Consider the following 24,128-nt stretch of genomic DNA (forward strand, 5'->3'; position numbering starts at 1 on the left):
TAATCCGACACCACCACCGGCCACGCCAACGATGTTGTTGGATTACGCGCAAGCGCTAATCCGACCTACGGGACATGCGTTAAATCAACGTTTCCCTGATTAAAATCCGGCGGAGGTCGGATTACGCGATACGCACGCCAGCAAACCACACGTCGGCCCAAGACCCCAACTTAGGCTCTCCAGGCCAAGCGGGCCTGAAAAATGTCGAGGGCAAGGCGCAGCGACGCAGACAGTACGCACGTACGGCAAGGAGCTGCAACGCCGCCATCGGCATTTTCTCAGGCCCGCGTCTCCGGCCCGCCGTTTTTAGCCTAGCCGCCGGCGTCGGATTACGCGGCCTTGCCGCTAATCCGACCTACGTGGCTCCAGCGGGAAGCGTATCTTGTAATGCAACCCCATCCCCGGCGCGCTGACCACCTTCACCGTGCCGCCCAGCGGTCCCGTCACCAGGTTATACAGGATATGCGCCCCCAGGCCGCTGCCGCCCGAGCCCCGCTTTGTCGTGAAGAAAGGGTCGAACAGCTGGCCCAGGGTGGCGCTGTCCATGCCCATGCCGTCGTCGCTATAGTCGAGTTCCAGCATGTCGCCGGCCGTCCGGGCGGACAGCTTGATCTTGCCCGGCTCGCCTTCGGCAAAGCCGTGCACCAGTGAATTGACCACCATGTTCGTGACGATCTGCGAGACGGCGCCCGGATAGCTGCGCAGCTGCACCTCGGGCGCGCAGTCGATTTCCACCTTGACGGGCTTGCCCTTCAGCTTGGGCTGCAATGAGAGCAGGATTTCATCAAGGTATTTACGCAAGTTAAAGCTGCGCAGTTCGTCCGAGGACTGGTCGACGGCCACCTGCTTGAAGCTGCGCACCAGCGCCGCGGCGCGCTGCGTATTCGTCGTCATGATGCGCAGGGTCTGGTCGACGATGTCGAAAAACTGCTGCAAGCCGTCTTCATCGAGCTGGCCGCCCGCCAGGTCTTCCCGCGTGAGCTTCAATTCCTGCACCAAATGGCTGGTGGCCGTGACGCAGATGCCCAGCGGTGTATTGATTTCATGGGCCACGCCCGCCACCAGGCGTCCCAAGGACGCCAGCTTTTCCTGGCGCACCAGTTCCGACTGCGCTTCCTGCAAGGCGTTCAAGGCGCTGTTCAGGGCCGCGTTCTGCTCTTCCAGCGTTTCCTTGGCCTGGCGCATGGCGCTGTCGGCCTGGATGCGGGCCATCGCCACGGCCACGTGGCTGGCCATGAAGGCCAGCACGTCCAGTTCCGCCTGGCCATACACGACGGATTCGTCGTAGCTTTGCACGATGATCACGCCATATTTGCGGTCGCCCAGTAGCATGGGCGCGCCCATCCAGCTGGCGATGCTGGTATTGCCCAGCGGCTCGTCCATCTCGCCACTGGCCACCAGCGCCGCATAGCTGCCGGCATCGAGCAAACACGCTTGCCGGCGCGCCAGCACGTAGGAACTCATGCCGATGCCGTAATGAAAGCGTTTCACGGGCGCCTGCGCATCCTTCTCGTCGACGAAATACGGGATCGTGATGTCCTTGTTGTCCGGGTGATACAGGGCGATGAGGAAATTCTTTGCCGTCACCAGTTCGCTGATGATGGCGTGCAGGCGCGCATACAGGGTGGTCGCGTCGGCCGCCTGCGCCGACAGGTTGGCGATTTCATACAGCGCATGCTGCAGGTTTTCCGCGCGCCGCCGCTCGGCCACCTCGTGCGCCAGCAGGGCCGTGCGCTCCTGCACCGCCTTTTCCAGCCGATCCATGCTTTGCATGCCTTGCAGGGCGCTCGACACGTGCGTGGCGATCAGCGCGAACAGGGCCTGGTCTTCCAGGCTGAAGCGGTGCTGCGCGTCATAGCTCTGGATGACGATGGCGCCCAGCACCTGGTGCTGCTGGTCCAGCAGCGGGCAGCCGATCCAGTGCTCGGCCGCCGTGCCGCCGCCCCAGGCGCCGCCGCCGATGGCGCGCATGGCGTCGTCGTCGGCCGTCATCACCAGCTGCTTGCGGTTGACGATGACCCAGGCCGTGGGCGACTGCGCGGCGCTGGCCAGGCGCACGCCCTCGTCCGGGTCGGGCGCGGCGTCGAATTCGTCGACAAAGTAGGGAAAGCGCACGAGGCCGTCGTCGCGGTCGCTGAGCGCCACGTAAAAGTTGGCCGCATACATGATGCGTCCCAGCGCCGCATGCACCGCCTGCAGGAATTCGCTGATATCGCTGCAGGTGCTCGAGCGCTGCCCGATTTCCAGCAACACGGTCTGGACGGCTTCCAGGCGGCTGAGACGGCTTTCCATGGGTGACTATGTACCTTGTGCAAGTATATGTTCTGAAAATCAATATTATCAGTTCAGCCCAGCCTTGGCACGGCATAAAACACAGAATCTTGCCTTGAGGCAGAGCAGCACACGCCACGCGCGCATTTGCCACGCTGGCAATACAGTGGCAGACTAGGCCCCTTCCTATAGACCAGACCGTCCTCATGACCGCCATGCTACGCGCCTCGCTTCGCCCCTACACCCTCGCCGGCCTGCTGGCCTTTGCCGCGCTGGGCATGCCGCCGCTGTGCGCCGCGCCAGCCAAGGCGCCGGCGGCGGAAACGGCCGATGGCGGACGCTATTTCGGCCCCCTCGTCGCGGGCAAGATGCACGGCCAGGGCCGGCTCGAATACGCAAGCGGCGCCTATTACGAAGGGGGCTTCGCGCGCGGCGTGTTTTCCGGCCAGGGCAAGCTGCGCCAGGCGTCCGGCGTCGAATACACGGGCGCATTCCGCCAGGGCGCCTTCGACGGCATCGGCCGCTACACCTCGCCCAAGGGCGAAATCTATGCGGGCAACTTCGTCAACGGCAGCTTCGAGGGACAAGGCCGCTTCCAGGGCGCCGATGGAGCCACCTTCGAGGGACAGTTCAAGCACTGGCGCCCGCATGGCGCCGGCAAGCTGACCGACACGGACGGCACCGTCTTCGAAGGCGACTTCGTCCAGGGCCAGGTGCAGGGCAAGGCGAAGGTCACCACCAGCGACGGCATCCACTACGAAGGCGAGCTGAAAGACTGGAAATTCGAGGGCGAAGGCGTGCTGCGCACGGCCGACGGCGACGAATACCGGGGTGGCTTCAAGAATGGCCAGTTCGACGGCAAGGGCGTGCTGCGCTACGCCGTGGCGCAGCCGGACGGCCGGCGCGAAGACAGCGGCAACTGGACGGAAGGCCAGCTGGACGACCCGGCCGCAGACAAGCTCACGCGCGACAATATCGAGCTGGCCCTGTACAACCAGCGCACCCTGCTCGACGGCGCCCTGGCCCGCATCGCGCCGCGCGACGGGGCGAAAAAGATCAACCTGTACCTGCTGGGCGTGGCCGGCGACGGTGCGCAGGAAGTGTTTCACCGCGAAACGGCCTTCGTGCAGCGCCAGTTCGACCGCGATTACGGCACCGTGGGCCGCTCCTTGATGCTGGTCAACAGCCGCAACACGGTGGCGCAGCAGCCGATGGCCACGCGCACCAGCATCGCCGCCAGCCTCGACGCCCTGGGCGCGAAGATGGACAAGCAGAACGACATCCTGTTTTTATTCCTCACCAGCCACGGCTCGCCCGAGCACGAACTGGCGCTGGCGCAAAACGGCATGGACTTGCACAGCCTGCCCGCGCAGGAGCTGGCGGGCATGCTCAAGCGCAGCGGCATCCGCTGGAAAGTCATCGTGATCTCGGCCTGCTATGCGGGCGGCTTCATTGCGCCTTTGAGAGATGACAACACCCTCATCATCACGGCCGCGCGCAGCGACCGCACCTCGTTCGGCTGCGACGACCAGAACGATTTTACGTATTTCAGCGAAGCGTATTTCAAGGAAGCCTTGCCCAAGAGCGTAGGCTTCGCCGAGGCCTTCGACAAGGCCAAGGTGCTGGTGCAGGCGCGCGAGGCGGCCGATTTCCTCGAAGGCGGCATGGAGGCGGAAGAGCATTCCGAGCCGCAGCTATTCCAGGGCAAGGCCATCGCCGCGCAACTGAAGGCGTGGCGCGCCCAGCCAGGCATGCGGGACCGCCTTTCTGTACAATAGATGCATACATGAAAAAATTCTTCCTCATTTTGCTGCTGTTCGTGCTTCCGCTCCAGATGTCCTGGGCCGCGGCGAGCGCGTATTGCCTGCACGAGGAAGGCAAGGCGGCGCAGCACCTGGGCCACCACAGCCACCAGCACAAGGCCGATGCGGACAAACAACCCGCCGGCGATAAAGCTGAGCAGCAGAAAAAAGGCCAGCCGCACAGCGATTGCAACGTCTGCCACGGCATCGGCCATGCGTGGCTGCCGGCCGGCTCCAGCCTGCCCGTCGGCGACATGGCGTCCGTCAACGCGGACACCTCCCCCTTCTTTTACGCTTCCCACATCCCGGACGCTCCCAAGCGCCCTGACTGGTCGTCGGCCATCTAGGCCGACGGGACGTTTCTTTCACTGATCGCAATATGCGGGCCTGACTAAAGCAGGCGCCAGCCTGCGCGTCCCGTCGAATTCTTTTTCCATTCCCTGGAGAATTCGATGTACCGAATCATCTTGTTACTTTCCGCTGGCCTGCTGGCCGGCAACTTTGCGCACGCGCAAACACCTGCAGAACCCACCGCGCCCCTGACCCTGCCCGCCGCCCTGCTGCTGGCCGAAGGCGGCAACGCCACCCTGTCGGCCGCCCGCCATGAACTGGCGGCGCAGGGCGGCGCCCTGCAACAGGCGCGCGCCCTGCCCAACCCGGAACTGCAAACCGTGCTGGAAGACACGCGGCGCGCCACGCGCAGCACCACCGTGCAACTCAACCAGCTCATAGAACTGGGCGGCAAGCGTGGCGCGCGCGCCGCCGTCGCCCAGCGCGGCGAAGACCTGGCGCAAGCTGGCCTTTCCCTGCAGCAAGCCGACACGCGCGCGCTAGTGACCACCGCCTTCGTCGACGTGCTGGCGGCGCAGGAAGGCTTGCGTCTGGCCGACAGCGCGCAGGCGCTGGCCGCGCGCGCCAGCGACATCACGGCGCGCCGGGTGACAGCCGGCAAGGCGTCCCCCGTCGAGGAAACCCGCGCCAGGGTCGCCGAAGCGAGCGTGCGGCTGGAGCTGAACCTGGCCCGCAGCACGCTGGCTGGCGCCCGCAAGCGCCTGGCCGCCCTGTGGGGCAATGCCGCGCCCCGCTTTACCGTGGCCGAGGGACGCCTGGAAACCTTGCCGCCGCTGCCGCCAGGCAGCGAACTGGCGGCACGACTGGAGCAAGCCCCTGCCGTGCGCCAGGCCCGCAGCGCGCTTGCCCAGCGGCAAGCCATGCTGGACGTGGAACAGCGGCGCGCCACACCCGACGTCACGGTGAGCATCGGCATGAAGCGCTCGGAAGAGCTGGGCCGCAACCAGGCCATCATCGGCCTGGCCCTGCCGCTGCCTTTGTTCGACCGCAATGCGGGCAACAAGCTCGACGCCCTGCGCCGCAGCGACAAGGCCAGCGACGAGCTGGTCGCCGCCCGCATCGCCGTGCAGACGGCCGTGGCCGCCGCCAGCGAACGCCTGGCCACGGCCCGGCTCGACGTGGAAAGCTTGCGCCAGGATATCTTGCCCGGCGCCCAGAGCGCCTACGACGCGGCCAGCAAGGGCTTTGAGTTCGGCAAGTTCGCCTTCCTCGACGTGCTCGATGCCCAGCGCACCTTGCTGCAAGCCAAAAACCAATACCTGCGCGCGCTGACGGAAGCGCAGCACGCCGCCGCCGAGATCGAGCGCCTGCTGGGCGCCCCTGCTCCCCTGTAAGGAATCCATGACAATGAATATCAAACTCGACAAGAAACAAGCGATCGCCATCGGCGCCATCGCGGCCGCTGGCATCGTGCTGGCCATCCTCATCCTCGGCACGGGCAATTCCACGACGGCGCCGCCCACCGCCGCCAAGGCGGAAGCCCACGCTGAAAAGAAAGACGAACACGGCCACGAGGAAGTGGAAGGCCGGCTGGAATTGACGGCGGCGCAAGGCAAGGCGGCCGGCGTCGTCATCGCCACGGCCGCGCCCGGCCGCATCAAGACGACGGTGGCCCTGCCCGGCGAAATCCGTTTCAATGAAGACCGCACGGCCCACGTCGTGCCGCGCCTGGCCGGCGTGGTGGAAGCCGTGCAGGCGGACCTGGGCCAGCTGGTGAAAAAGGGGCAAGTGCTGGCCGTCATCGCCAGCACGGAACTGTCGGAACAGCGCAGCGCACTGCTGTCGGCGCAGCGGCGCCTGTCGCTGGCCCGCTCCACGTATGAGCGCGAAGAAAAACTGTGGCGCGAGAAGATTTCGGCCGAACAGGATTACCTGCAGGCGCAGCAAGCGTGGCGCGAGGCGGAAATCGCCGTGCAGAACGCGCAGCAAAAGCTCAGCGCGCTGGGCGCCAGCGGCAGCAGCAAAGGGCCGCTGAACCGCTACGAGATCCGCGCGCCGTTCGACGGCATGGTGCTGGAAAAACACATCACCCTGGGCGAAGCCGTCAAGGAAGACGCGAACATCTTCGTCATTTCCGACCTGTCGACCGTGTGGGCGGAAATCGCCGTGCCGGCAAAAGACCTGGCCACCGTGCGCATGGGAGGCAAGGCGGAAGTCAAAGCCAGCGCGTTTGATGCCAGCGCGCAAGGCACGATCACCTACGTGGGCGCGCTGCTGGGCGAACAGACGCGCACGGCCAAGGCACGCATCAGCTTGCAGAACCCGGACATGGCCTGGCGCCCGGGGCTGTTCGTCAGCGTGGAAGTGGTGTCCGGCGAAGCGGACGCGCCCGTCACCGTGCAGAGCACGGCCATCCAGACGGTGGAAGACAAGCCCGTCGTCTTCGTGCAGGTCAAGGAGGGCTACCAGGCCACGCCCGTGGTGCTGGGCCGCAGCGATGGCACATTGACGCACATCAAGCAGGGCCTGGCCGCCGGCACGCCGTACGCGGCGCAAGGCAGTTTCGTCCTGAAGTCCGAGCTGGGCAAAGATTCTGCCGGCCACGAACATTGATCACGTCAAAGCTAAGGAAACCATCATGTTTGAACGCTTGATCCGCTTCGCCATCGACCAGCGCTGGCTGGTGATGCTGGCCGTGGCCGCGATGGCCGGCCTGGGCATCTACAGCTATCAAAAGCTGCCCATCGACGCCGTGCCCGACATCACCAACGTGCAGGTGCAAATCAATACCCAGTCCGCCGGCTATTCGCCGCTGGAAACCGAGCAGAGAGTCACCTTCCCCATCGAGACGGCCATGGCAGGCTTGCCCAACCTGGAGCAGACGCGCTCGCTGTCGCGCTATGGCCTGTCGCAAGTGACCGTGATCTTCAAGGATGGCACGGACATCTATTTTGCCCGCCAGATGATCAACGAGCGCTTGCAGGAAGCGAAGGAAAGCTTGCCGGCCGGCATTACGCCCAAGATGGGCCCCGTTTCCACGGGCCTCGGCGAAATCTATTTGTGGACGGTGGAAACGGAAAGCGGCGCGAAAAAGCCGGACGGCACGCCGTACACGCCGACGGACTTGCGCGAAATCCAGGACTGGATCATCAAGCCGCAGTTGCGCAATGTCACGGGCGTCACGGAAATCAACGCCATCGGCGGTTACGCCAAGCAATACCAGGTGGCGCCGTATCCGGAAAAGCTGGCCGCCTACGGCATCAGCCTGCAAGACGTGGTGACGGCGCTCGAGCGCAACAACAGCAACGTGGGCGCCGGCTACATCGAACGGCAGGGCGAGCAGCTGCTGATACGCGCGCCGGGCCAGGTGGCGTCCAAGGACGATCTCGGCAACATCGTCGTCGCCAATGTGCAGGGCGTGGCCATCCGCATCCGCGACGTGGCCGACGTGGTGCTGGGGCGCGAGCTGCGCACGGGCGCGGCCACGGAAAACGGCCGCGAAGTGGTGCTCGGCACCGTCTTCATGCTGATCGGACAGAACAGCCGCGCCGTGTCGCAAGCCGTGGATAAAAAGATGGTGGAAATCAACCGCAGCCTGCCCAAAGGCGTGCACGCCGTCACCGTGTATGACCGCACGGTACTCGTCGACAAGGCCATCAATACGGTGAAGAAAAACCTGCTGGAAGGCGCGGTACTGGTGATCGCCATCCTGTTCTTATTCCTCGGCAATATCCGCGCGGCCGTCATCACGGCCATGGTGATACCGCTGGCCATGCTGTTCACGTTTACGGGCATGGTGCAATACCATGTGAGCGCCAACCTGATGAGTCTGGGGGCGCTCGATTTCGGCATCATCATCGATGGCGCCGTGGTCATCGTGGAAAACTGCGTGCGCCGCCTGGCCCATGCGCAGCAGAAACTGGGACGGCCCTTGACCTTGCAGGAGCGTTTTCAGGAAGTGTTTGCCGCATCGCAAGAGGCGCGCCGGCCCCTGCTGTATGGCCAGCTGATCATCATGGTCGTGTACCTGCCCATCTTCGCGCTGACGGGCGTGGAGGGCCGCATGTTTACGCCGATGGCCCTGACGGTGGTGATCGCCCTGCTGGGCGCCATGCTGCTGTCGATCACCTTCATCCCGGCCGCCATGGCGCTGTTTATCGGCGACAAGGTGGCGGAGAAGGAAAACGCCATCATGCGCGCCGCCAAGCGCTGGTATGCGCCGCTGCTGGACAAGGTGATGCGCAACACGCCCGTCGTGTTGACGGGCGCGGCGGTAGCCGTCGTGCTGTCGGGCTTGCTGGCCACGCGCATGGGCAGCGAATTCGTGCCCAGCCTGAACGAGGGCGACATCGCCATCCAGGCCTTGCGCATTCCCGGCACCAGCTTGACGCAATCGCTGGCCATGCAGCAGCAGCTGGAAAGCAAGCTGATGGCAAACCACAAGGAAATCGCGCGCGTGTTCGCCCGCACGGGAACGGCCGAGATCGCCTCCGACCCCATGCCGCCGAATATTTCCGATGGCTACATCATGCTGAAACCCCGCGACGCATGGCCGGAACCGACAAAATCGCGCGAGCAATTGCTGGCGGAAATCGAAGCCACGGCCACGAGCTTGCCGGGCAATAACTACGAGTTTTCGCAACCGATCCAGCTGCGTTTCAATGAACTGATTTCCGGCGTGCGCAGCGACGTGGCCGTGAAACTGTTCGGCGACGACATGCTTGTCCTCGACGGCACGGCGGCGAAGATCGCGGGCGTGCTGGGCAAGATTCCCGGCGCGACAGAGGTAAAAGTCGAGCAGACGACGGGGCTGCCGATGCTGACGGTGCAGATCGACCGCGAGCAGACGGCCCGCTACGGTCTCAACATTGCCGACGTGCAGGCGGCGATCGCCACGGCCATCGGCGGGCAGGAGGCCGGCACCCTGTTCCAGGGCGACCGCCGCTTCGACATCGTCGTGCGCCTGCCCGACAGCCTGCGCAGCGACCTGGAGCAACTCAAACGCCTGCCGATCGCCCTGCCCCTGGGCGCGGCGGCGGAAGGCCGCGCCCGCTTCATCCCGCTCGGCGAAGTGGCCAGCCTGCAGGTGGCGCCGGGGCCGAACCAGATCAGCCGCGAAGACGGCAAGCGCCGCATCGTCATCAGCGCCAACGTGCGCGGGCGCGATATCGGCTCGTTCGTGGCCGACGCCACGCAGCAGTTGCAATCGCAGGTGGCCATTCCGGCCGGCTACTGGACCAGCTGGGGCGGCCAGTTCGAGCAGCTGCAGTCGGCCACGAAACGCCTGGAACTGGTGGTGCCCGTGGCGCTGGCGCTGGTCTTCGTCCTGCTGTTTGCCATGTTCGGCAATGTGAAAGATGGCTTGTTGGTCTTCAGCGGCATCCCGTTCGCCTTGACGGGCGGCATCGTCGCCCTGTGGCTGCGCGACATTCCCATGTCGATTTCGGCAGCGGTCGGTTTCATCGCCCTGTCCGGCGTGGCCGTGCTCAACGGCCTGGTGATGATCGCCTACATCCGCCAGCTGCGCGAACAGGGCATGCCCTTGCAGGATGCCATACGCGAGGGAGCGATTACGCGCCTGCGGCCCGTCTTGATGACGGCGCTGGTGGCGTCGCTGGGCTTCGTGCCGATGGCCATTGCCACGGGCACGGGCGCTGAAGTGCAGCGTCCGCTGGCCACCGTGGTGATCGGCGGCATTTTATCGTCGACGGCATTGACGCTGCTGGTGCTGCCATTGCTGTACCGGCTGGCGTATGCCGTAAGAGGCAGGTCGGATTAGCGGGGGCCGCCGAGGTCGCAAGCGCGTCATCCGACGCATTGTTGACGCTGGTAGCAATGTCGATGACGGCCTTTCAGGCCTGATCCAACCTACCTGTCCATGGGTGGCGGACGTAGGTCGGATTAGCTCCGAAGGAGCGTCATCCGACACCAGCATCGGCGCCAACAATATGCAGCTTACGGCCGGCGGTAGCCGCCTTCGATCCAGTTCGCCGCGGACGTGGCATTGAACTTGAACGCGGCCGAGGTGCGCACCTTGGCGATCTGTTCGCCGTCGGCGTCGTAGGCGCTCAGTTCAGCGTACGGGTGGTCTTCGTCGGGCACGATGTCGAACATCACCTTGATCTGCCCCTCGTCGGTGGCGACGAACAGGTTCTTGTGCAGTTGCGCGTGCAGCTGCTGCTCGTGGCGGCGCAGCACCTCGGACGCCGTCTTGACCAGGGTATTGAAGGCGTTGACGTCGAGCGGCTTCGGGTTTTTCTTGTCGCGGCCCATGGTCCACGGCCCCACGAGGGCCGGCTCCGGTTCGCCATCCTTGATCATGGCCACGGCCCAGCCTTCATCTTCCTCGTTCTTGATCACGCGCGCCGTCCAGCCATTGCCTACCCACAGGCGCGGCTCCTGGATCGGGGCGTCATTGTCCTGCTCGGCGGATTCGTCGGAAAAGTCGGGAAAATCGGTACTCATGGCGGTGCTCGTGATGGAAGGTCGGGGCTAGCATGATAGTCGAAAACGCCCGCCCGTGCCGCCTTGCCGGCGGCAACGGTGAACCTTCACCACTTCCTTCCGGCACCTTCCCGGGCAACTGTCAGCACATGGACATGGCAGGCCGGTTGGGCCAGGTCAGCGGCGGACCGGGCGGCACCCAGCGCGGGTCGATGGCCGGCAGCGGTGCATGGTAATTGAACGGGGTGATGATGATCGGCGGTATCGCCGATGGCGCGCCGACGGGCTCGGCGCAGGACTGCGGGGCGCTACGCTGGCGCGTGGTTCGATGGCGGGAAAGGGATAGCGATTGATCCCCGGTATCTGCAAACATGTTGCCCTCCTTGCGGGACTGAGGTAATCAGTATAGGACGGCTTGCGCACATTACAAGAAAAGAAATCTTGTTATACATCAGCGTTTTTCCGGCCTCCAGCGCCTTCCATACCGTGAAAATGACGGCCTGTCGCACGCCGCTGGCGGCAAGCGGGGCGCGCCCCTACAGTGTGACCATGCAACACCCCATCCCCCACACAGCGAGGCTTACCATGAAAAAATTGCTCACCTTCGTCCTCATCGTCATGCTTGCCTGCCTGTTCCTCGACAAGATCGGCGCCGCGGACATGCACATGCAGCTCAACGGCGACGAGATCGACGGTCCGCTGGAGTGGCTGTTCGGCCTGGTGTTTGCCGGCGGCGGCTTGCTGATCGCCGCCATTGCGCTGGTGTGCGCCGCCGTCGTCACGGGCGTGGTCCTGGCCGGCGTGGGCGTGGTGCTGATCGCCGTGGTGGCCCTGTGCGTGGCGCTGGCACTGGCGCTGAGCACGCCCGTGCTGCTGCCGCTCTTGATTCCCGTCGCCATCGTCTGGCTGATCGTCAGCCGCAACCGCAAGCAGGCGCAGACGCGTCAGCACAGCCTGTAATCACTGCGCCATGAACTTGCTGAGCACGCCGTCACCGCCGCCGTCATTCTGCTCGATGCGGTTGCGCCCACCCCGCTTGGCCCGGTACAGCGCCTCGTCGGCGCGCGCCAGCACGGCGTCGCAATCGGCATCGGTGCCGGCCATGGCGGCCATGCCGATGCTCACCGTGATGGTGAGCACAATGCCGCCATCGATGGTCAGCGAACTTTCCGCCACGCGCCGGCGCAGCCGTTCGGCAAACACGGCCGCCGCCGGCAGATCCGTGCCCGGCAGCAAGATGGCGAATTCCTCGCCGCCCACGCGGCCCGGCACGTCGACCTTGCGCAGCGCCTGGCACATCAGCGCGCCCAGGTGACGCAGCACGGCATCGCCCACGGCGTGGCCGTATTCGTCGTTGACGCGCTTGAAGTGATCGATGTCGAGCATCAGCACGCTGGCGCAGCTGGCCAGCTCGCGCTGCAAGCGGGCATGCTCGTTTTCCAGCGACGCCATGAAGTGGCGCCGGTTCGGCAAGCCGGTGAGGAAATCCGTGGTGGCCAGCTGCAGCAGTTCCGCGTTCATGCGCTTGCGCTCGGTGATGTCGAGCGAGGACACCATGACAAAGTCCAGGCTGTCCGCATGGCCGGGCATCACCAGCAAGCTCAATTCATTTTGCCGCGCCGCGCCGTCGAGACGCACGAAGCTGCTTTCGCACTCGTACAGGTGGGCGCCGCCAGCCAGCGCCAGCAGCGCATCGCCGAAACGGGGCAAGGCGCTGTCATCGAAATTCTGTGCCAGGCTCAGCGCGCCGCGGCGCTGGTCGTCCTCGTTGGCGCGCACCTGCGCCAGCGCGGCGCCGTTCGCATCGATGATGCGCACCAGCCCCGCCAGCCGCTGCAGCGCGTCCGGATTGGTCTGGAAATGGGCGCCCAGGTCGCGCACGCCCGCTTGCTCGAGAGCATCGAGCGCGGCGCGCACGGCCGACCAGTCCTGTTCCCACAGGGCCACGGGCGCATGGTCGTACAGGCTGCGGAAACGCGCTTCGCCGGCGCGCAGGGCCAGCGCCACCTGCGCCTGTTCAATGGCCATGCCGGCCAGGTGCGCCGCCTCGCTCAGGCGTGCCAGATGCGCCGCACCCGGTAGCGTCGGCTGGCGGTGATACGCCATCAGCACGCCCAGCAGCTTGCCCGAGCCGCCACGCACGGGCTCGGCCCAGCACGATTGCAGCTGGGCCCGGCACGCCAGTTCCATCGTTTCCTGCGCCTCGGCATGCAGGTCGCCGACGATCACGCGCTGGCCGTCGCGCACGGCTTGCGCGGCGATGCCATGCACGCCCTGCAGCGTGTCGAGGTCATGCCCATGGCTGGACAGGTTGAAAAACGCGGGCAAGCTCGGCGCCGCGCCCAGCACCAGGCGGTGGCGGCTTTCATCGAGCAGCAAGATGCTGCACAGCATGGCCGGATGGTCCGCTTGCACGCTCAGCACCACGCTTTCCAGCACCCGCTCCAGCGGCGCGCCCGTGGCCAGCATTTCCAGCACTTGCCGCCGCGTATGCTCGCGCCGCTCCATCTGGCTGCGCTCGCTGATATCGCGGAAGGTCCACAAGCGCGCCTGCTCATTGCCCAGCTGCATGCTGCGCACATATTGTTCGACCACCCGTCCATCGCGCAGGTGCAGCACGTCGCGCCGCTCGCGGTGGCCGTGCGGCGCGTGGGCGCGTGCCCCGAGGAACGGCGCCGCCTGCTCCAGCTGGCTTTCCACATGGCGCACCAGCGCCGCGCCATCGGCTTGCCAGTCGAGCGCGTCGGGCACTTGCCACAGGTCGCGGAAGCGCCGGTTCGAGGTGAAGATGCGGCCATTGATGTTGTCGACCAGAATGCCGTCGATGGTCGAATCGAGGATGCTGCGCAACATGGCCTGGCTGCGCTGCGCCGCCTCGGCCATCGCCAGCACGCTCGCCTGCCCCTGCTCCAGCTGCGCAGTCAGCTCGCTCGAGCGCGCCAGCGCCGCCTGGGCGCGGGCGCGGCCCGCCGCCAGCAGCCAGGCCGCCAGCGCCAGCACGATGCTGGCCAGCAAGCCGGCCCAGGCCACCAGGCGGGGCCGCGCCAGCACCTCGCCATCGAAGCCCGGCATGGCGCGCACGCGCAAGGTCCAGGCGCGGCCGGCGATGGTGATCGCCTGCCGCGACACCAGGCTGTCCGACGCGGCGGACGACAAGGCGCCCGGCAAGCTGTCATACATCAGGGCCGCCTCGGCCAGTTGCGCGCCGTCATAGATTTCCAGGTCCAGCTGGCGCGCCGCCTCGCCGCCCACGCCCGCCATCAGGTCGCCCATGCGGAACGGCGCAAACACCCAGGCGCGCAAGGCGGCGCGCCGCTGCTCCACGCCGGCATGCGGCAAGCCATTGTCATACACGGGCAGCACGATCAGGAAACCATGCGCCTGGGCGCTGCCGCCATCTTGCACCAGGTGGATCTTGCCCGTCATGGCGGCCTGGCCCGTATCGCGCGCCTGCTCGAGCGCGGCGCGGCGCACCGGTTCGGACCAGATGTCATAACCGAAGGCCAGCAGGTTGCTCTCGCTCAAAGGTTCCAGATAGGTGATGGGCGCGTGCCAGGCGCGCTGGCCTTGCGGGCGCACGGCATAGCCGGGATAGCCCTCCGCGCGCACGCTGGCCTCGTGCCGCGCCAGGGCGGCGCCGGGCAACAGCGGCAGATAGCCGATACCGTGGATGCCGGGAAAGTTTCGGTCGACTTGCTGCACCGCCAGATAAGCATGGAATTCGCGGCGCGTGACTTCCTGCGAACTGGCATACAGTCCCTGCACCCCGTGCAGCACCTGGATATAGGTCTGCATGCGGCCGGCGATGTTGCCCACCAGTTCGCGCACGCGGAAATCGAAATCGGCCCGCACCTGCTGTTCGCTGGCGTCGTGGGCATTGCGCCAGGCGCCATACGTCAGTCCCAGGCACAGCGCCAGCACCAGCGCGGCCAGGGCGCGCGGTCCCACCCAGTGCGACACTGGCCGGGCAAACCACGACAAAGACGCGCGTGTAGGCATGGCAGGCTGACAGGCAGAATGACATCAAACCGCGACACGGCCGGCAACATGGCTGGCCGCGGCTGCACGATTACCATCGGTAGTCGATGAGAATGATAGTACGTTACAGCGGGCGCCCTTGCAATGCTGAATATTGTGCTAAAAAGCGCACATGTTTCGTCGATGCAATGATGCGTACTCCATGAAAATTCGATGCCATGAAAACCATCTCGCGCCCGCTGGTATGATCGCCCCGCAATCCATCAACAAGGAGCCACATTTGCAGCAAGACAGCTGGCAGGGAACACTCTGGCTGGCGCCGGACTTCGCCATCCTGCATGGCGCGGCGGGCGCCACGGACAGCCACGCCCATTATGCGCACCAGTTGATGCTGAGCACGGGCGCGCCCTTCACGGCAGAGCTCGACGGCATCGTCCACACGGCGCGGCACTTGCTGGTCGATAGCCTGCGCCCGCACGCCATCGTGGCCGCGCCGGCGCCCATGCTGACCATCTATGCGGAGCCGCAGCGCCTGGGTGGCGCAGCCTTGCTGGCGGCCGCCGCCCAGGCTGGCGCGCCCACGCTGGAGCATATCGCCGCCGCATTGCGGGCCCAGCCGCGCGAGCCCTTGCCCGATCCCCGCTTGCGCCGCGCGCTGGAACAGGTCGACATATTGTTGTCGGGCAAGGTCAGCGCGGCCGCCGTGGCCGGGGCCGCGCATTTGTCGCTGAGCCAGCTGGAACGCCTGTTCAGCGCCCAGCTGGGCTTGCCCGTGCGCCGGCTGGTGCTATGGCGCCGTTTGCGCCTGGCCATCCGTTTTATCTTGCTCGGCAGTACCTTGACGGACGCGGCCCACGGCGCCGGCTTTGCCGATGCGGCGCATTTTTCGCGCACCATGCGCAGCCTGTTCGGCGTGCGCGCCGACCGCAGCTTGCGCCAGTTGCAGGTCACGCTGCTCGATTGAGCGCATGCTTCAAGCCGGCCGGCAGCTCGGGCGCGCGCACGCCCTCTTCCGCGCGGAACGGTTCGATCAATTGCGGCAGGTAGGCCACGGGATAGTCGGGACGGCTGCCGATGCCCAGGTCCTCGCCCCGCATGCGGTAGCCCGGTGCGTCGAAACAGGTGCCCAGCAGGCGGTCCCAGCAGGTAAAGAACAGGCCGAAATTCACGTCGCCCGCCGTGCCGTATTTCATGTGATGAAAACGGTGCAGCGGCGCCCAGGCGAATACGTGGCGCAGCGGCCCCATGCGCATATCGACGTTCGCGTGCTGCAGCAACAGCTGGATCGCCACGGCAAACGCCAACACGGCCATGACGGGCTCCGGTATGCCCAGCAGCAGCAAGGGCAGCATGCCGCCCGCCGCTTCCAGCAGCAGGTGCAAAGGGTGTTTCATCCAGCCATTGAAACCGTACAGGCGCCGCACGCTGTGGTGCACGGCATGCAGTTTCCACAGAAAGTAATAATGGTGGCTCAGGTAATGCACGAGCGTGATGCCGCAGTCGGCGATGACGATGGCCAGCAGCAGCTGCGCCCAGAATGGCAGCTGGTCCGGCCAGAATGCGCCCAGCGCCAGGTGTCCGGCCAGCAGGGGGAAGGCAACCAGGCCCAGCAGGTACAGCGCCTCGTTGACGAGCGCATGCACGGCGTCGCGCCAGCCGTCGCCGTGCGCGTGGTTCCACGCGCCGTCATACGGCAGGTAGCGTTCGGCAAGCAGGGAAGTGAGCAGGGCCAGCAACAGCAAGGGCGGCAAGACCCAGAGGGAGTAGTGGCACACCGCGATCAGGCAACTGGCGGCGCCGATGTAGCCGGCCCAGAAGACGGGGCCGTACAGCGCGGCAAAGAGGGATGTCATGGCAAGGCGCTCCTGTGGTAAAAACCACAGCATCGCTTGCACGCCTGCCGCGCCGCTTGAAGAAACGGCGCAACTTGCTACATTGCCGCCTTGCGCGCCGCGTACTGCTGGTAGCCGTTCGCGCGCAGGGCGCAGGCGGGGCAGGTGCCGCAGCCATAGCCCCAGTCGTGCAATTCGCCCCGCTCGCCCAGGTAGCACGTGTGCGTGCCGCTGCGGATCAGGTCGACCAGCGGCTGGCCGCCCAGGTCTTCCGCCAGGTCCCAGCTTTGCGCCTTGTCCAGCCACATCAGCGGCGTTTCCAGCTTCAAACGCGTATCCATGCCCAGGTTCAGGGCCACTTGCAGCGCCTTCATCGTGTCGTCGCGGCAATCCGGGTAGCCGGAGAAATCCGTCTCGCACATGCCGCCCACCAGCACCGTCAAGCCGCGGCGGTAGGCCACGGTGGCGGCCACCGTCATGAACAGCAGGTTGCGTCCAGGCACGAAGGTGTTCGGCAAGCCGTTTTCCTGCATGACGATCTCGACGTTCTGCGTCATGGCCGTATCGGAAATGGCGGAAATCAGCGACAGGTCGATCATGTGGTCCTGGCCCAGGCGGCTGTCCCACTCGGGCGACTGCCGGCGCATCTGTTCCAGTACGCCGGGACGCACGGTCAGCTCGATCGCATGGCGCTGTCCATAGTCAAAGCCGATGGTTTCCACGCGGCTATAGTGTTTCAGGGCCCAGGCCAGGCAGGTGGTGGAATCTTGTCCACCGCTAAAGAGCACCAGTGCGGAGTCCGTTGCTAGCATAATTTCTTTCTTTTCAGTGTGATTCTGTTCCAATTGTGCGCGGGGAAACATGATTCCCAGTGCAAAAAATACTTATTCGTCCGCCATCAGTTTACCTATTCCGGTAACATGCAGTCAGCATTTACTCATCTGGAGCACCATGTTTTCTGCACGACCCATACGGCATACGGCTGCCGGCAAGGCGATACGACCACGAATTTTGGCACAAGTAGTGACAAAAGCAATGGGTCAACTGACACTGGCGGCCGCCGGCGGCGTCATCTCGCTGTTTCCCATCGCCCATGCGGCCGCGCAAGATGCTGCTCCGGAGAGCGCCAGCGTCACGGAAACGGCGCCCGCCCCGCTGCAGTACGAGGTCAAGGTCAACGCCCCCGGCGACCTCGATGAGTTGCTGGAAAAAAACCTGGACCTGGAACGCTTCCGCGGCAACCCGCGCATGGACCGCGAGCAATTGCAGCGCCTCGTGCGCGATACGCCCGAGCAAGCCAAAAACCTCATCGCCACGGCCGGCTACTACACGCCCGTCGTCACGGTGCGCGTCGATACGACGGGCGCCAAACCCGTCGTCATCGTCGACGTCGAGCCGGGCCAGCCCGTGACCGTCGACAAGGTCGAGCTGGAATTGCGCGGCTTCGATCCCACGCCGCCGCTGGCCGCTTCCGAACCCTACGATACGGAAGCCCTGAAACGCAGCTGGGCCCTGAAGACGGGCAGCGTGTTCCGCCAGGCGGAATGGGAGTCCGCCAAGCGCGCGCTGCTGCGCGAAGTGGTGCAGACGCGCTACCCGCGCGCCCAGCTGGTCGATACGCAAGCCGTGGTCGATCCGGAAACGCACAAGGTGTCCTTGCTGGTCGTGCTCGACAGCGGCCCCGAGCTGCGCTTCGGCGAGCTGCGCATCGAAGGCTTGAAGCGCTACGACGCCAGCATCATCCGCAACCTCGACAAGATACGCCCGGGCGACTATTACAGCGAGTCGGCGCTGCAATCGTTCCAGGCACGCCTGCAGGACACGGGCTACTTTGCCAGCGTGGAAGTGAGCGCCGACATGAGCAGCATCCTGGGCGAGCAGATCGAGGCGGGCCAGGAAAGCCAGCAAGCCGAGGCCGCCGCCGAAGCCAGGCCCGCCAACCGCGGCCCCGCACCGCAGCTGCCACTGGTCGTGCGCGTGACGGAAAACAAGCAGCAGAACGTCAGCGCCGGTCTCGGTTTCAGTACGAATACGGGGAACCGTGCCCAGCTCAACTATGACAACCTGAACGTATGGGGCACGCGCTTCAAGAGCGCGCTCACCATGGAAACGAAGAAACAGGCGGCGCACGCCAATTTTTACTTTCCGACCACCGAGCGCGGCTATAACGACAGCGCGGGCGCCTCGTTCGAGCGCAGCGACATTTCCAACGAAATCACGGCCGTCACCACCATCTCGGCCAAGCGCAACTGGGGCGGCACCAACCTCGAGCGCAGCCTGACGTTCGAGTTCCTCAGCGAAGACAAGACGGTGGTGGGCCTGGAGCAGACGCGCAGCAAGAGCTTGCCGCTGACCTATGCCATCACCAAGCGCAGCCTCGACAGCCTGCTGTTCCCCACCAAGGGCTATGTCATCAATGCCCAGGTGGGCGGCGCCCTGCTGCCCCTGCTGACGGACGAGCGCTTCGTGCGCGTGGCCGGCAAGGCCGTGTATTACCGTCCGCTGGGCGAAAAAGGCGAACTCATCGTGCGCGGCGAAATGGGCGCGCTGGGTTCGAAAGAGAAGCGCGGCGTGCCGGCCGTCTACCTGTTCCGCGCGGGCGGCGACCAGTCGGTGCGCGGCTATGGCTACCAGGAGCTGGGCGTGAAGGAAGGCGACGCCACCATCGGCGGGCGCTACATGCTCACCGGCAGCGCCGAATACCAGTACTGGTTCAAGCCGAAATGGGCCATTGCCGCCTTCTATGACGCCGGCAACGCGGCCGACACCGTGAAAGCGGCCATGACGCCGAAATCGGGCTACGGCCTGGGCGGACGCTACAAGAGTCCCGTCGGCCCCATCAATGTCGACGTGGCGTATGGCCACGCCGTCCACGCCTACCGTTTGCACTTTTCTCTGGGATTCACTTTCTGATGTCCGATATTTCTACCGAGTCCCACGACGCCGCGCCGCCACCGCCGGCGAAAAAATCGCGCCGCTGGGTGCGCTACGTGCTGATCGCCGTCGCCAGCCTGGCCGTGCTGCTGGGCGGCGCCTTCTGGTTCCTGGGCCGCGAATCGACCCTGCAGATGCTGGTGCAAAAAGTGGCCAGCGCCAGCGGCGGCGACATCGCAGTGTCGGGCGTGTCCGGCTCGCTGTACAACCGCATGCACCTGGGCCACGTCAGCTACCGCAGCAAGACGCAGCACATCACGGCCGACAACATCGACATCAACTGGTCGCCGTTCCAGTTCTTTTCGGAAGGCATCGCCATCAGCGAACTGCACGTGGCCAGCCTGTCCGTGGAAAGCACGGCGCCGTCCGAGGAACCGTCGACCATGCCCGCCAGCCTGGCCGCGCCCTTTAAAATCGGCATTGCCGACGCGCGCCTGGACAAGGTGACCCTCATCAGCGCGGGCGGCAACACGGTGTTTGAAAAAATCCATTTCACCTTGTCGGGCGACAAGTCGCAATGGCAGCTGGAAGACGCCTCGGCCGTCACGCCGTTCGGCCAGGCCACGGCCAGCGCCACGATCGCCGCCACGCAGCCGTTCAAACTGTCAGGCAAGGCGGGATTGACGCAGATCAACCCTGCCGCCGGCGAAAAACCGGCTGCCCTCGCCTTGCAGCTGGGCGGCGACCTGAACGTGCTGAACGTCACGGCCAAGGGCAGCGCGGGCGCGGCCACGGCCGATGCCCGGCTGGCGCTGGCGCCGTTCGACCCCGTGATCATCCTGCGCTCGGCCAGCATCAAAGGCCGCAACATCAATCCGGGCAAGTTCGACGCGACCTTGCCGCAGGCGGACCTGAGCCTGGAACTCGATGCCGCCATCGACACCCGACCGACGAAGCAAACGGTGTCGGGCAAGCTGGCCATCCTCAACCACGCCACGCCGGGCCCCATCGACCAGCAAAAGCTGCCGCTGCGCCAGTTCGAAGCGCGCCTGGGCGGCACCCTGACGGCCACGACGCTGGAGTCGGCCATCATCGATTTCGGCAACGCGGGCAAATTCACGGGCGGCGGCAAGCTCAACCGCGATGCCGTCGATGCCCCCATCGGCACTGCGCAACTGACCTTGCACACGGACAAGATCGACTTGCAGCATATCTACAGCAGCATCAACAGCACGAAGATCGTCGGTGACATCGTGCTCGACAGCGACGGCAAGACGCAAACCCTGCGCGCCAAGCTCGGCGAAGCCAAGCTGCGCCTGGATGTGGAAGCCACCCTGGCCGACTCGCTCGTGCAACTGCGCAAGGCCACCTTGCAGGCAGGCAAAAGCAGCGTCAACGCGACGGGCCAGATCAGCCTGAAGGACGAACAGCCATTCAAGGCCGTGGCCAGCACCAGCCGCCTCAATCCCGCCGACTTCGGCGCCTTCCCCGTGGCCGACCTGAACCTCGACGTGCGCGCCAACGGCCACGTGGCACCCAAGTGGCTGGCGAACGCGGACTTCACCGTGCGCCCCAGCAAGCTGCTCGACCAGCCCTTGTCCGGCAAGGGCAAGCTGACGGCCGATGCGGCCCATTTCAGCGGCATCGACGTGCAATTGGCGCTAGGCAAGAACAACGTGACGGCCAAGGGCAACTTTGGCGGCGCCGGCGAAAAACTCAACTGGAACGTCGATGCACGCCAGCTTTCCGCCCTGCAGGGCGACTTGCTGGGTACGGTGCTGGCCAGCGGCGTGGTGCAGGGCACCCTGCAGCAGCCGCGCACGAGCTTTGTGGCCGATGCGAAAGGACTGGGCCTCACCAGCGGCAAGCGCCCCGCGCCCGACAGCGCCATCCACGCCAGCGGCGAAGTGGGCTTGACGGGGCCGAAGCAGCAGGCGGAATTGAAAATGACGGGTTCCTTGCAAAAGATCAACCCGGCCGCGTTTGGCGCATCGCTGCCCAACGGCAACGTGAATGCGGATTTCAACGGCAGCGGCCGATTGACCAGCGACTGGCAAGTGGCCCTCAACCTGGCCTTGCGCGAATCGACCCTGCAAAACGCCCCGCTGGCCGGCTATGCCAAGCTGTCGGCCAACGCGAAACGCATCGACAGCGTGGATACGGAACTGCGCCTGGGGCCGAACAGCTTGCTGGCCAAGGGCGCGCTGGGCGGCGCCACCGACAAGCTGACGTGGAAACTCGATGCGCCGCAACTGTCGACCCTGGGTCCCAATTTTGCCGGCGTGCTGCATGCGGCCGGTTCCGTCTCGGGCAAGATGGACGCGCCCGCCGCGCAGCTAACCCTCGATGGCAAGGACCTGACCTTCTTTGGCGAGCAGCAATTGAAAGCCGTGAAAGGCAGCGCCAGCGTGGGTGCCGGCCAGGGCGCGCTCGACCCCATGGTCAGCAGTCTGGAGATCACGGGCTACGCCACCCCCACCTTCAAGCTGGCCAGCGCCCGCCTGGGCACGACGGGCACGCGCGGCAGCCATACGGTCAGTTTGACGGCGCGCAATGACGATTTCGATGCCACCGTGCAAATCCGCGGCAGCCAGAGCGGCGCCGCCTGGACGGGCAGCATCGACAGCCTGCAAAACAAGGGCCGCTACGCGCTCGTGCTGCAAGCGCCCGTGCCCGTGAAAGTGGCAGGACCGGCCGGCAGCGGCGTGGCGGGCCTGGGCCAGCCCGAGCAGATCAGCGTGGGCAACACCGTCATCAAATTACCGGCAGGCAGCATCACCATGCAAAACCTGGTCAAGAACGGCCCCCGCTGGACCAGTTCCGGCCAGGCGGCCGGCGTGGCCCTGACCTATCTGGCGCAGGTCATTCCCTCGCTGCAGGCGAATGCGCGCAGCGACCTGACCCTGGGCGCGCAATGGTCGCTCGACATGCAGGTGCCGACGGCCAAGCAGAAAGATCCCTCGCTGGCGGGCATGCTGCACATCTACCGCGAAAAAGGCGATGTGACGGTGGGCGTGGAGCAGCCGCTGGCGCTGGGCTTGCGCACCTTCGATGCCCGCGTGGATGTCGCCAACCAGCAGCTGCGCCTGGCCGTGAAACTCGATGGCGCACGCGCGGGCCAGAGCGATATCAATGCCACCGTGCAAATGCTGAACGGACGCATCAGCAACGACAGCGCCCTGTCGATGACGGGCACCACGAATATCGATTCGTTGGCGTGGCTGGCGCCGCTGACGGGCCAGCCGGGCCTGGAACTGGGTGGAGCCTTGAAAGTGGCCCTGTCCGGCAGCGGCACCATCGGCGCGCCGCAACTGAATGGCGACATCAACGGCAGCAAGCTGCTGGTGAACTGGGCCGACCAGGGCTTGAAATTGCGCAATGGCGTGCTGCAAGCCAAGCTGGCCGGCGATCAGCTGCAATTGCAGCGTTTGAGCTTTGACGGCGGCGACGGCAAGGTACAGGCAGATGGCTGGGTACGCTTTGCGAATGGCGAGGCGAGCCTGGAACTGAAGCTGATGGCCGACCGCCTGCAGGCGCTGTCGCGCCCGGACCGCACTTTGGTCCTGTCGGGCAACAGCACCCTGGTGCGCAATGACAAGCGCTTCAGCTTCGAGGGCAAGTTCAAGGCCAACCGCGCGCTGATCGAGCTGGCGCCGCAGGATACGCCCACGCAAAGCAGCGATGTGGTGGTGCTGGGCAAGGAAGTCAAGGGCAGCAAGGAAGCGCCTTCGCTGCCCCTGAATATCGACCTCGAGTTTGACCTGGGCAACGCCTTCCACCTGCGCGGCATGGGCCTCGACGCCGATTTGGCGGGCAATGTGCGCGCCCGCGTCATCAACCGCGCCGCGCCGCGCGTGACGGGCAGCATCAAGGTCACGAACGGCCAGTACGCCGCGTATGGACAGAAGCTGTCGATCGAGCGGGGCCTGATCGCCTTCACGGGCGCCTACGACAATCCGTCGCTGAACATCCTGGCCGTGCGCAAGCGTCCCGAAGGCGAGGCACTGTCGGAAACGAATGTGGAAGCGGGCGTGGAAGTGCGCGGCACGGCGCAGGCGCCGACGGCCAAGCTGGTGTCCACGCCCAGCGTGTCGGACAGCGACAAGCTGGCCTGGCTGATCCTCGGCCACGGCGCGGAAACGGCGGCCGGCGACGAAATGGCCCTGCTGACGACGGCCGCAGGCGCCCTCTTCGGCGGCTCCGGCGGCGGCTTGCAGGGCAAGCTGGCCAATTCGCTGGGCCTCGATGAAGTGGGCCTGTCGCAGGCCCAAGGGCTGGAAAGCACGGTCGTCACCGTCGGCAAGCGGCTGTCGTCGCGCGCCTACCTGACGTTCGAGCAAGGCACGAGCACGGCGACGAGCCTGGTGAAGCTGCGTTATAAACTGAACCGCCGCATCACTTTGCAGTTCCAGACGGGCACGAACAATGCGCTGGACGTGTTGTATACGTGGGCGTTTGATTAGAGTGGCGGCCAACGATGTTGTCGGATTACGCGGGGCGTGGCCCCGCTAATCCGACCTACGGCCCATGTGCATCCACGTAGGTCGGATTAGCGGCGCAGCCGCGTCATCCGACACCACCAGAAACAACAAAGGGCGCCTCGGCGCCCTTTTTCTTGATCTGCCGCAAAGGCGAT

The 24,128-nt window shown here is 65.5% G+C and carries 15 protein-coding genes; 9 read left to right on the forward strand and 6 right to left on the reverse strand.

What is annotated here, in order from left to right; translation table 11 throughout:
- Nucleotides 1–345: 345 nt before the first annotated feature.
- Nucleotides 346–2,292, reverse strand: coding sequence for a GAF domain-containing sensor histidine kinase (locus AC0V2Y_RS08375; protein ID WP_475417192.1), 1,947 nt, complete (start codon nt 2,290–2,292; stop codon nt 346–348).
- Nucleotides 2,293–2,477: 185 nt separating this feature from the next.
- Between AC0V2Y_RS08375 and AC0V2Y_RS08380 the strand changes: the two genes are divergently transcribed.
- The 5 genes from AC0V2Y_RS08380 to AC0V2Y_RS08400 all read left to right on the forward strand — a co-directional run bounded on the left by AC0V2Y_RS08380 (nt 2,478) and on the right by AC0V2Y_RS08400 (nt 10,143).
- Nucleotides 2,478–4,049, forward strand: a complete 1,572-nt coding sequence (locus AC0V2Y_RS08380; protein WP_475417191.1) for a C13 family peptidase — start codon at nt 2,478–2,480, stop codon at nt 4,047–4,049.
- An 8-nt stretch (nt 4,050–4,057) separates the two neighbouring features.
- Nucleotides 4,058–4,420, forward strand: a complete 363-nt coding sequence (czcI, locus tag AC0V2Y_RS08385) for a cation efflux protein, CzcI family (RefSeq protein WP_475417190.1) — start codon at nt 4,058–4,060, stop codon at nt 4,418–4,420.
- Between the two features lie 105 nt (nt 4,421–4,525).
- Nucleotides 4,526–5,758 (forward strand): TolC family protein, encoded by a 1,233-nt coding sequence (locus AC0V2Y_RS08390; protein WP_475417189.1) that lies wholly within the window; start codon nt 4,526–4,528, stop codon nt 5,756–5,758.
- A gap of 13 nt (nt 5,759–5,771) precedes the next feature.
- Nucleotides 5,772–6,977 carry an efflux RND transporter periplasmic adaptor subunit gene (locus tag AC0V2Y_RS08395; RefSeq protein WP_475417194.1) on the forward strand — a complete coding sequence of 402 codons (1,206 nt, stop codon included), beginning with the start codon at nt 5,772–5,774 and terminating at the stop codon, nt 6,975–6,977.
- A gap of 25 nt (nt 6,978–7,002) precedes the next feature.
- Complete coding sequence (locus tag AC0V2Y_RS08400; protein ID WP_475417188.1) at nt 7,003–10,143, forward strand: efflux RND transporter permease subunit; 3,141 nt, start codon at nt 7,003–7,005, stop codon at nt 10,141–10,143.
- Between the two features lie 176 nt (nt 10,144–10,319).
- Here the strand turns inward: AC0V2Y_RS08400 and AC0V2Y_RS08405 are convergent, their stop codons facing one another.
- Nucleotides 10,320–10,829: a hypothetical protein gene (locus tag AC0V2Y_RS08405; RefSeq protein ID WP_070217754.1), complete on the reverse strand. Its 510-nt coding sequence runs from the start codon at nt 10,827–10,829 to the stop codon at nt 10,320–10,322.
- Nucleotides 10,830–10,950: 121 nt separating this feature from the next.
- Nucleotides 10,951–11,181: a hypothetical protein gene (locus AC0V2Y_RS08410; RefSeq protein ID WP_475417187.1), complete on the reverse strand. Its 231-nt coding sequence runs from the start codon at nt 11,179–11,181 to the stop codon at nt 10,951–10,953.
- A gap of 212 nt (nt 11,182–11,393) precedes the next feature.
- On the opposite strand from AC0V2Y_RS08410, the gene AC0V2Y_RS08415 reads away from it, so the two are divergent.
- A complete protein-coding gene (locus AC0V2Y_RS08415; RefSeq protein WP_475417186.1) occupies nt 11,394–11,768 on the forward strand; it encodes a hypothetical protein in 375 nt (124 codons plus the stop codon).
- On the opposite strand, the gene AC0V2Y_RS08420 is transcribed toward AC0V2Y_RS08415, so the two are convergent.
- A complete protein-coding gene (locus AC0V2Y_RS08420; RefSeq protein ID WP_475417185.1) occupies nt 11,769–14,807 on the reverse strand; it encodes a sensor domain-containing diguanylate cyclase in 3,039 nt (1,012 codons plus the stop codon).
- 259 nt (nt 14,808–15,066) lie between these two features.
- Between AC0V2Y_RS08420 and AC0V2Y_RS08425 the strand changes: the two genes are divergently transcribed.
- Nucleotides 15,067–15,750, forward strand: coding sequence for a helix-turn-helix domain-containing protein (locus AC0V2Y_RS08425; protein WP_475417184.1), 684 nt, complete (start codon nt 15,067–15,069; stop codon nt 15,748–15,750).
- Here AC0V2Y_RS08425 and AC0V2Y_RS08430 read toward each other — a convergent pair.
- Complete coding sequence (locus tag AC0V2Y_RS08430; protein WP_475417183.1) at nt 15,734–16,639, reverse strand: sterol desaturase family protein; 906 nt, start codon at nt 16,637–16,639, stop codon at nt 15,734–15,736. The two genes, AC0V2Y_RS08425 and AC0V2Y_RS08430, sit on opposite strands and share 17 nt — an antisense overlap.
- 77 nt (nt 16,640–16,716) lie before the next feature.
- Entirely contained in the window at nt 16,717–17,430 is a 714-nt protein-coding gene (gene queC / locus AC0V2Y_RS08435) for a 7-cyano-7-deazaguanine synthase QueC (protein WP_475417182.1), read from the reverse strand.
- 223 nt (nt 17,431–17,653) lie between these two features.
- Here queC and AC0V2Y_RS08440 point away from each other — a divergent pair, with 223 nt between their 5' ends.
- Both AC0V2Y_RS08440 and AC0V2Y_RS08445 read left to right on the forward strand, forming a co-directional pair.
- Nucleotides 17,654–19,531 (forward strand): autotransporter assembly complex protein TamA, encoded by a 1,878-nt coding sequence (locus AC0V2Y_RS08440; RefSeq protein ID WP_475417181.1) that lies wholly within the window; start codon nt 17,654–17,656, stop codon nt 19,529–19,531.
- The gene (locus AC0V2Y_RS08445) at nt 19,531–23,955 is read left to right on the forward strand and encodes a translocation/assembly module TamB domain-containing protein (RefSeq protein ID WP_475417180.1); all 4,425 of its coding nucleotides are present in this window, start codon (nt 19,531–19,533) and stop codon (nt 23,953–23,955) included. The genes AC0V2Y_RS08440 and AC0V2Y_RS08445 overlap by 1 nt, the downstream gene beginning before the upstream one ends.
- The last annotated feature ends 173 nt before the right edge of the window (nt 23,956–24,128 follow it).

This window comes from Janthinobacterium sp. BHSEK (assembly GCF_056174685.1).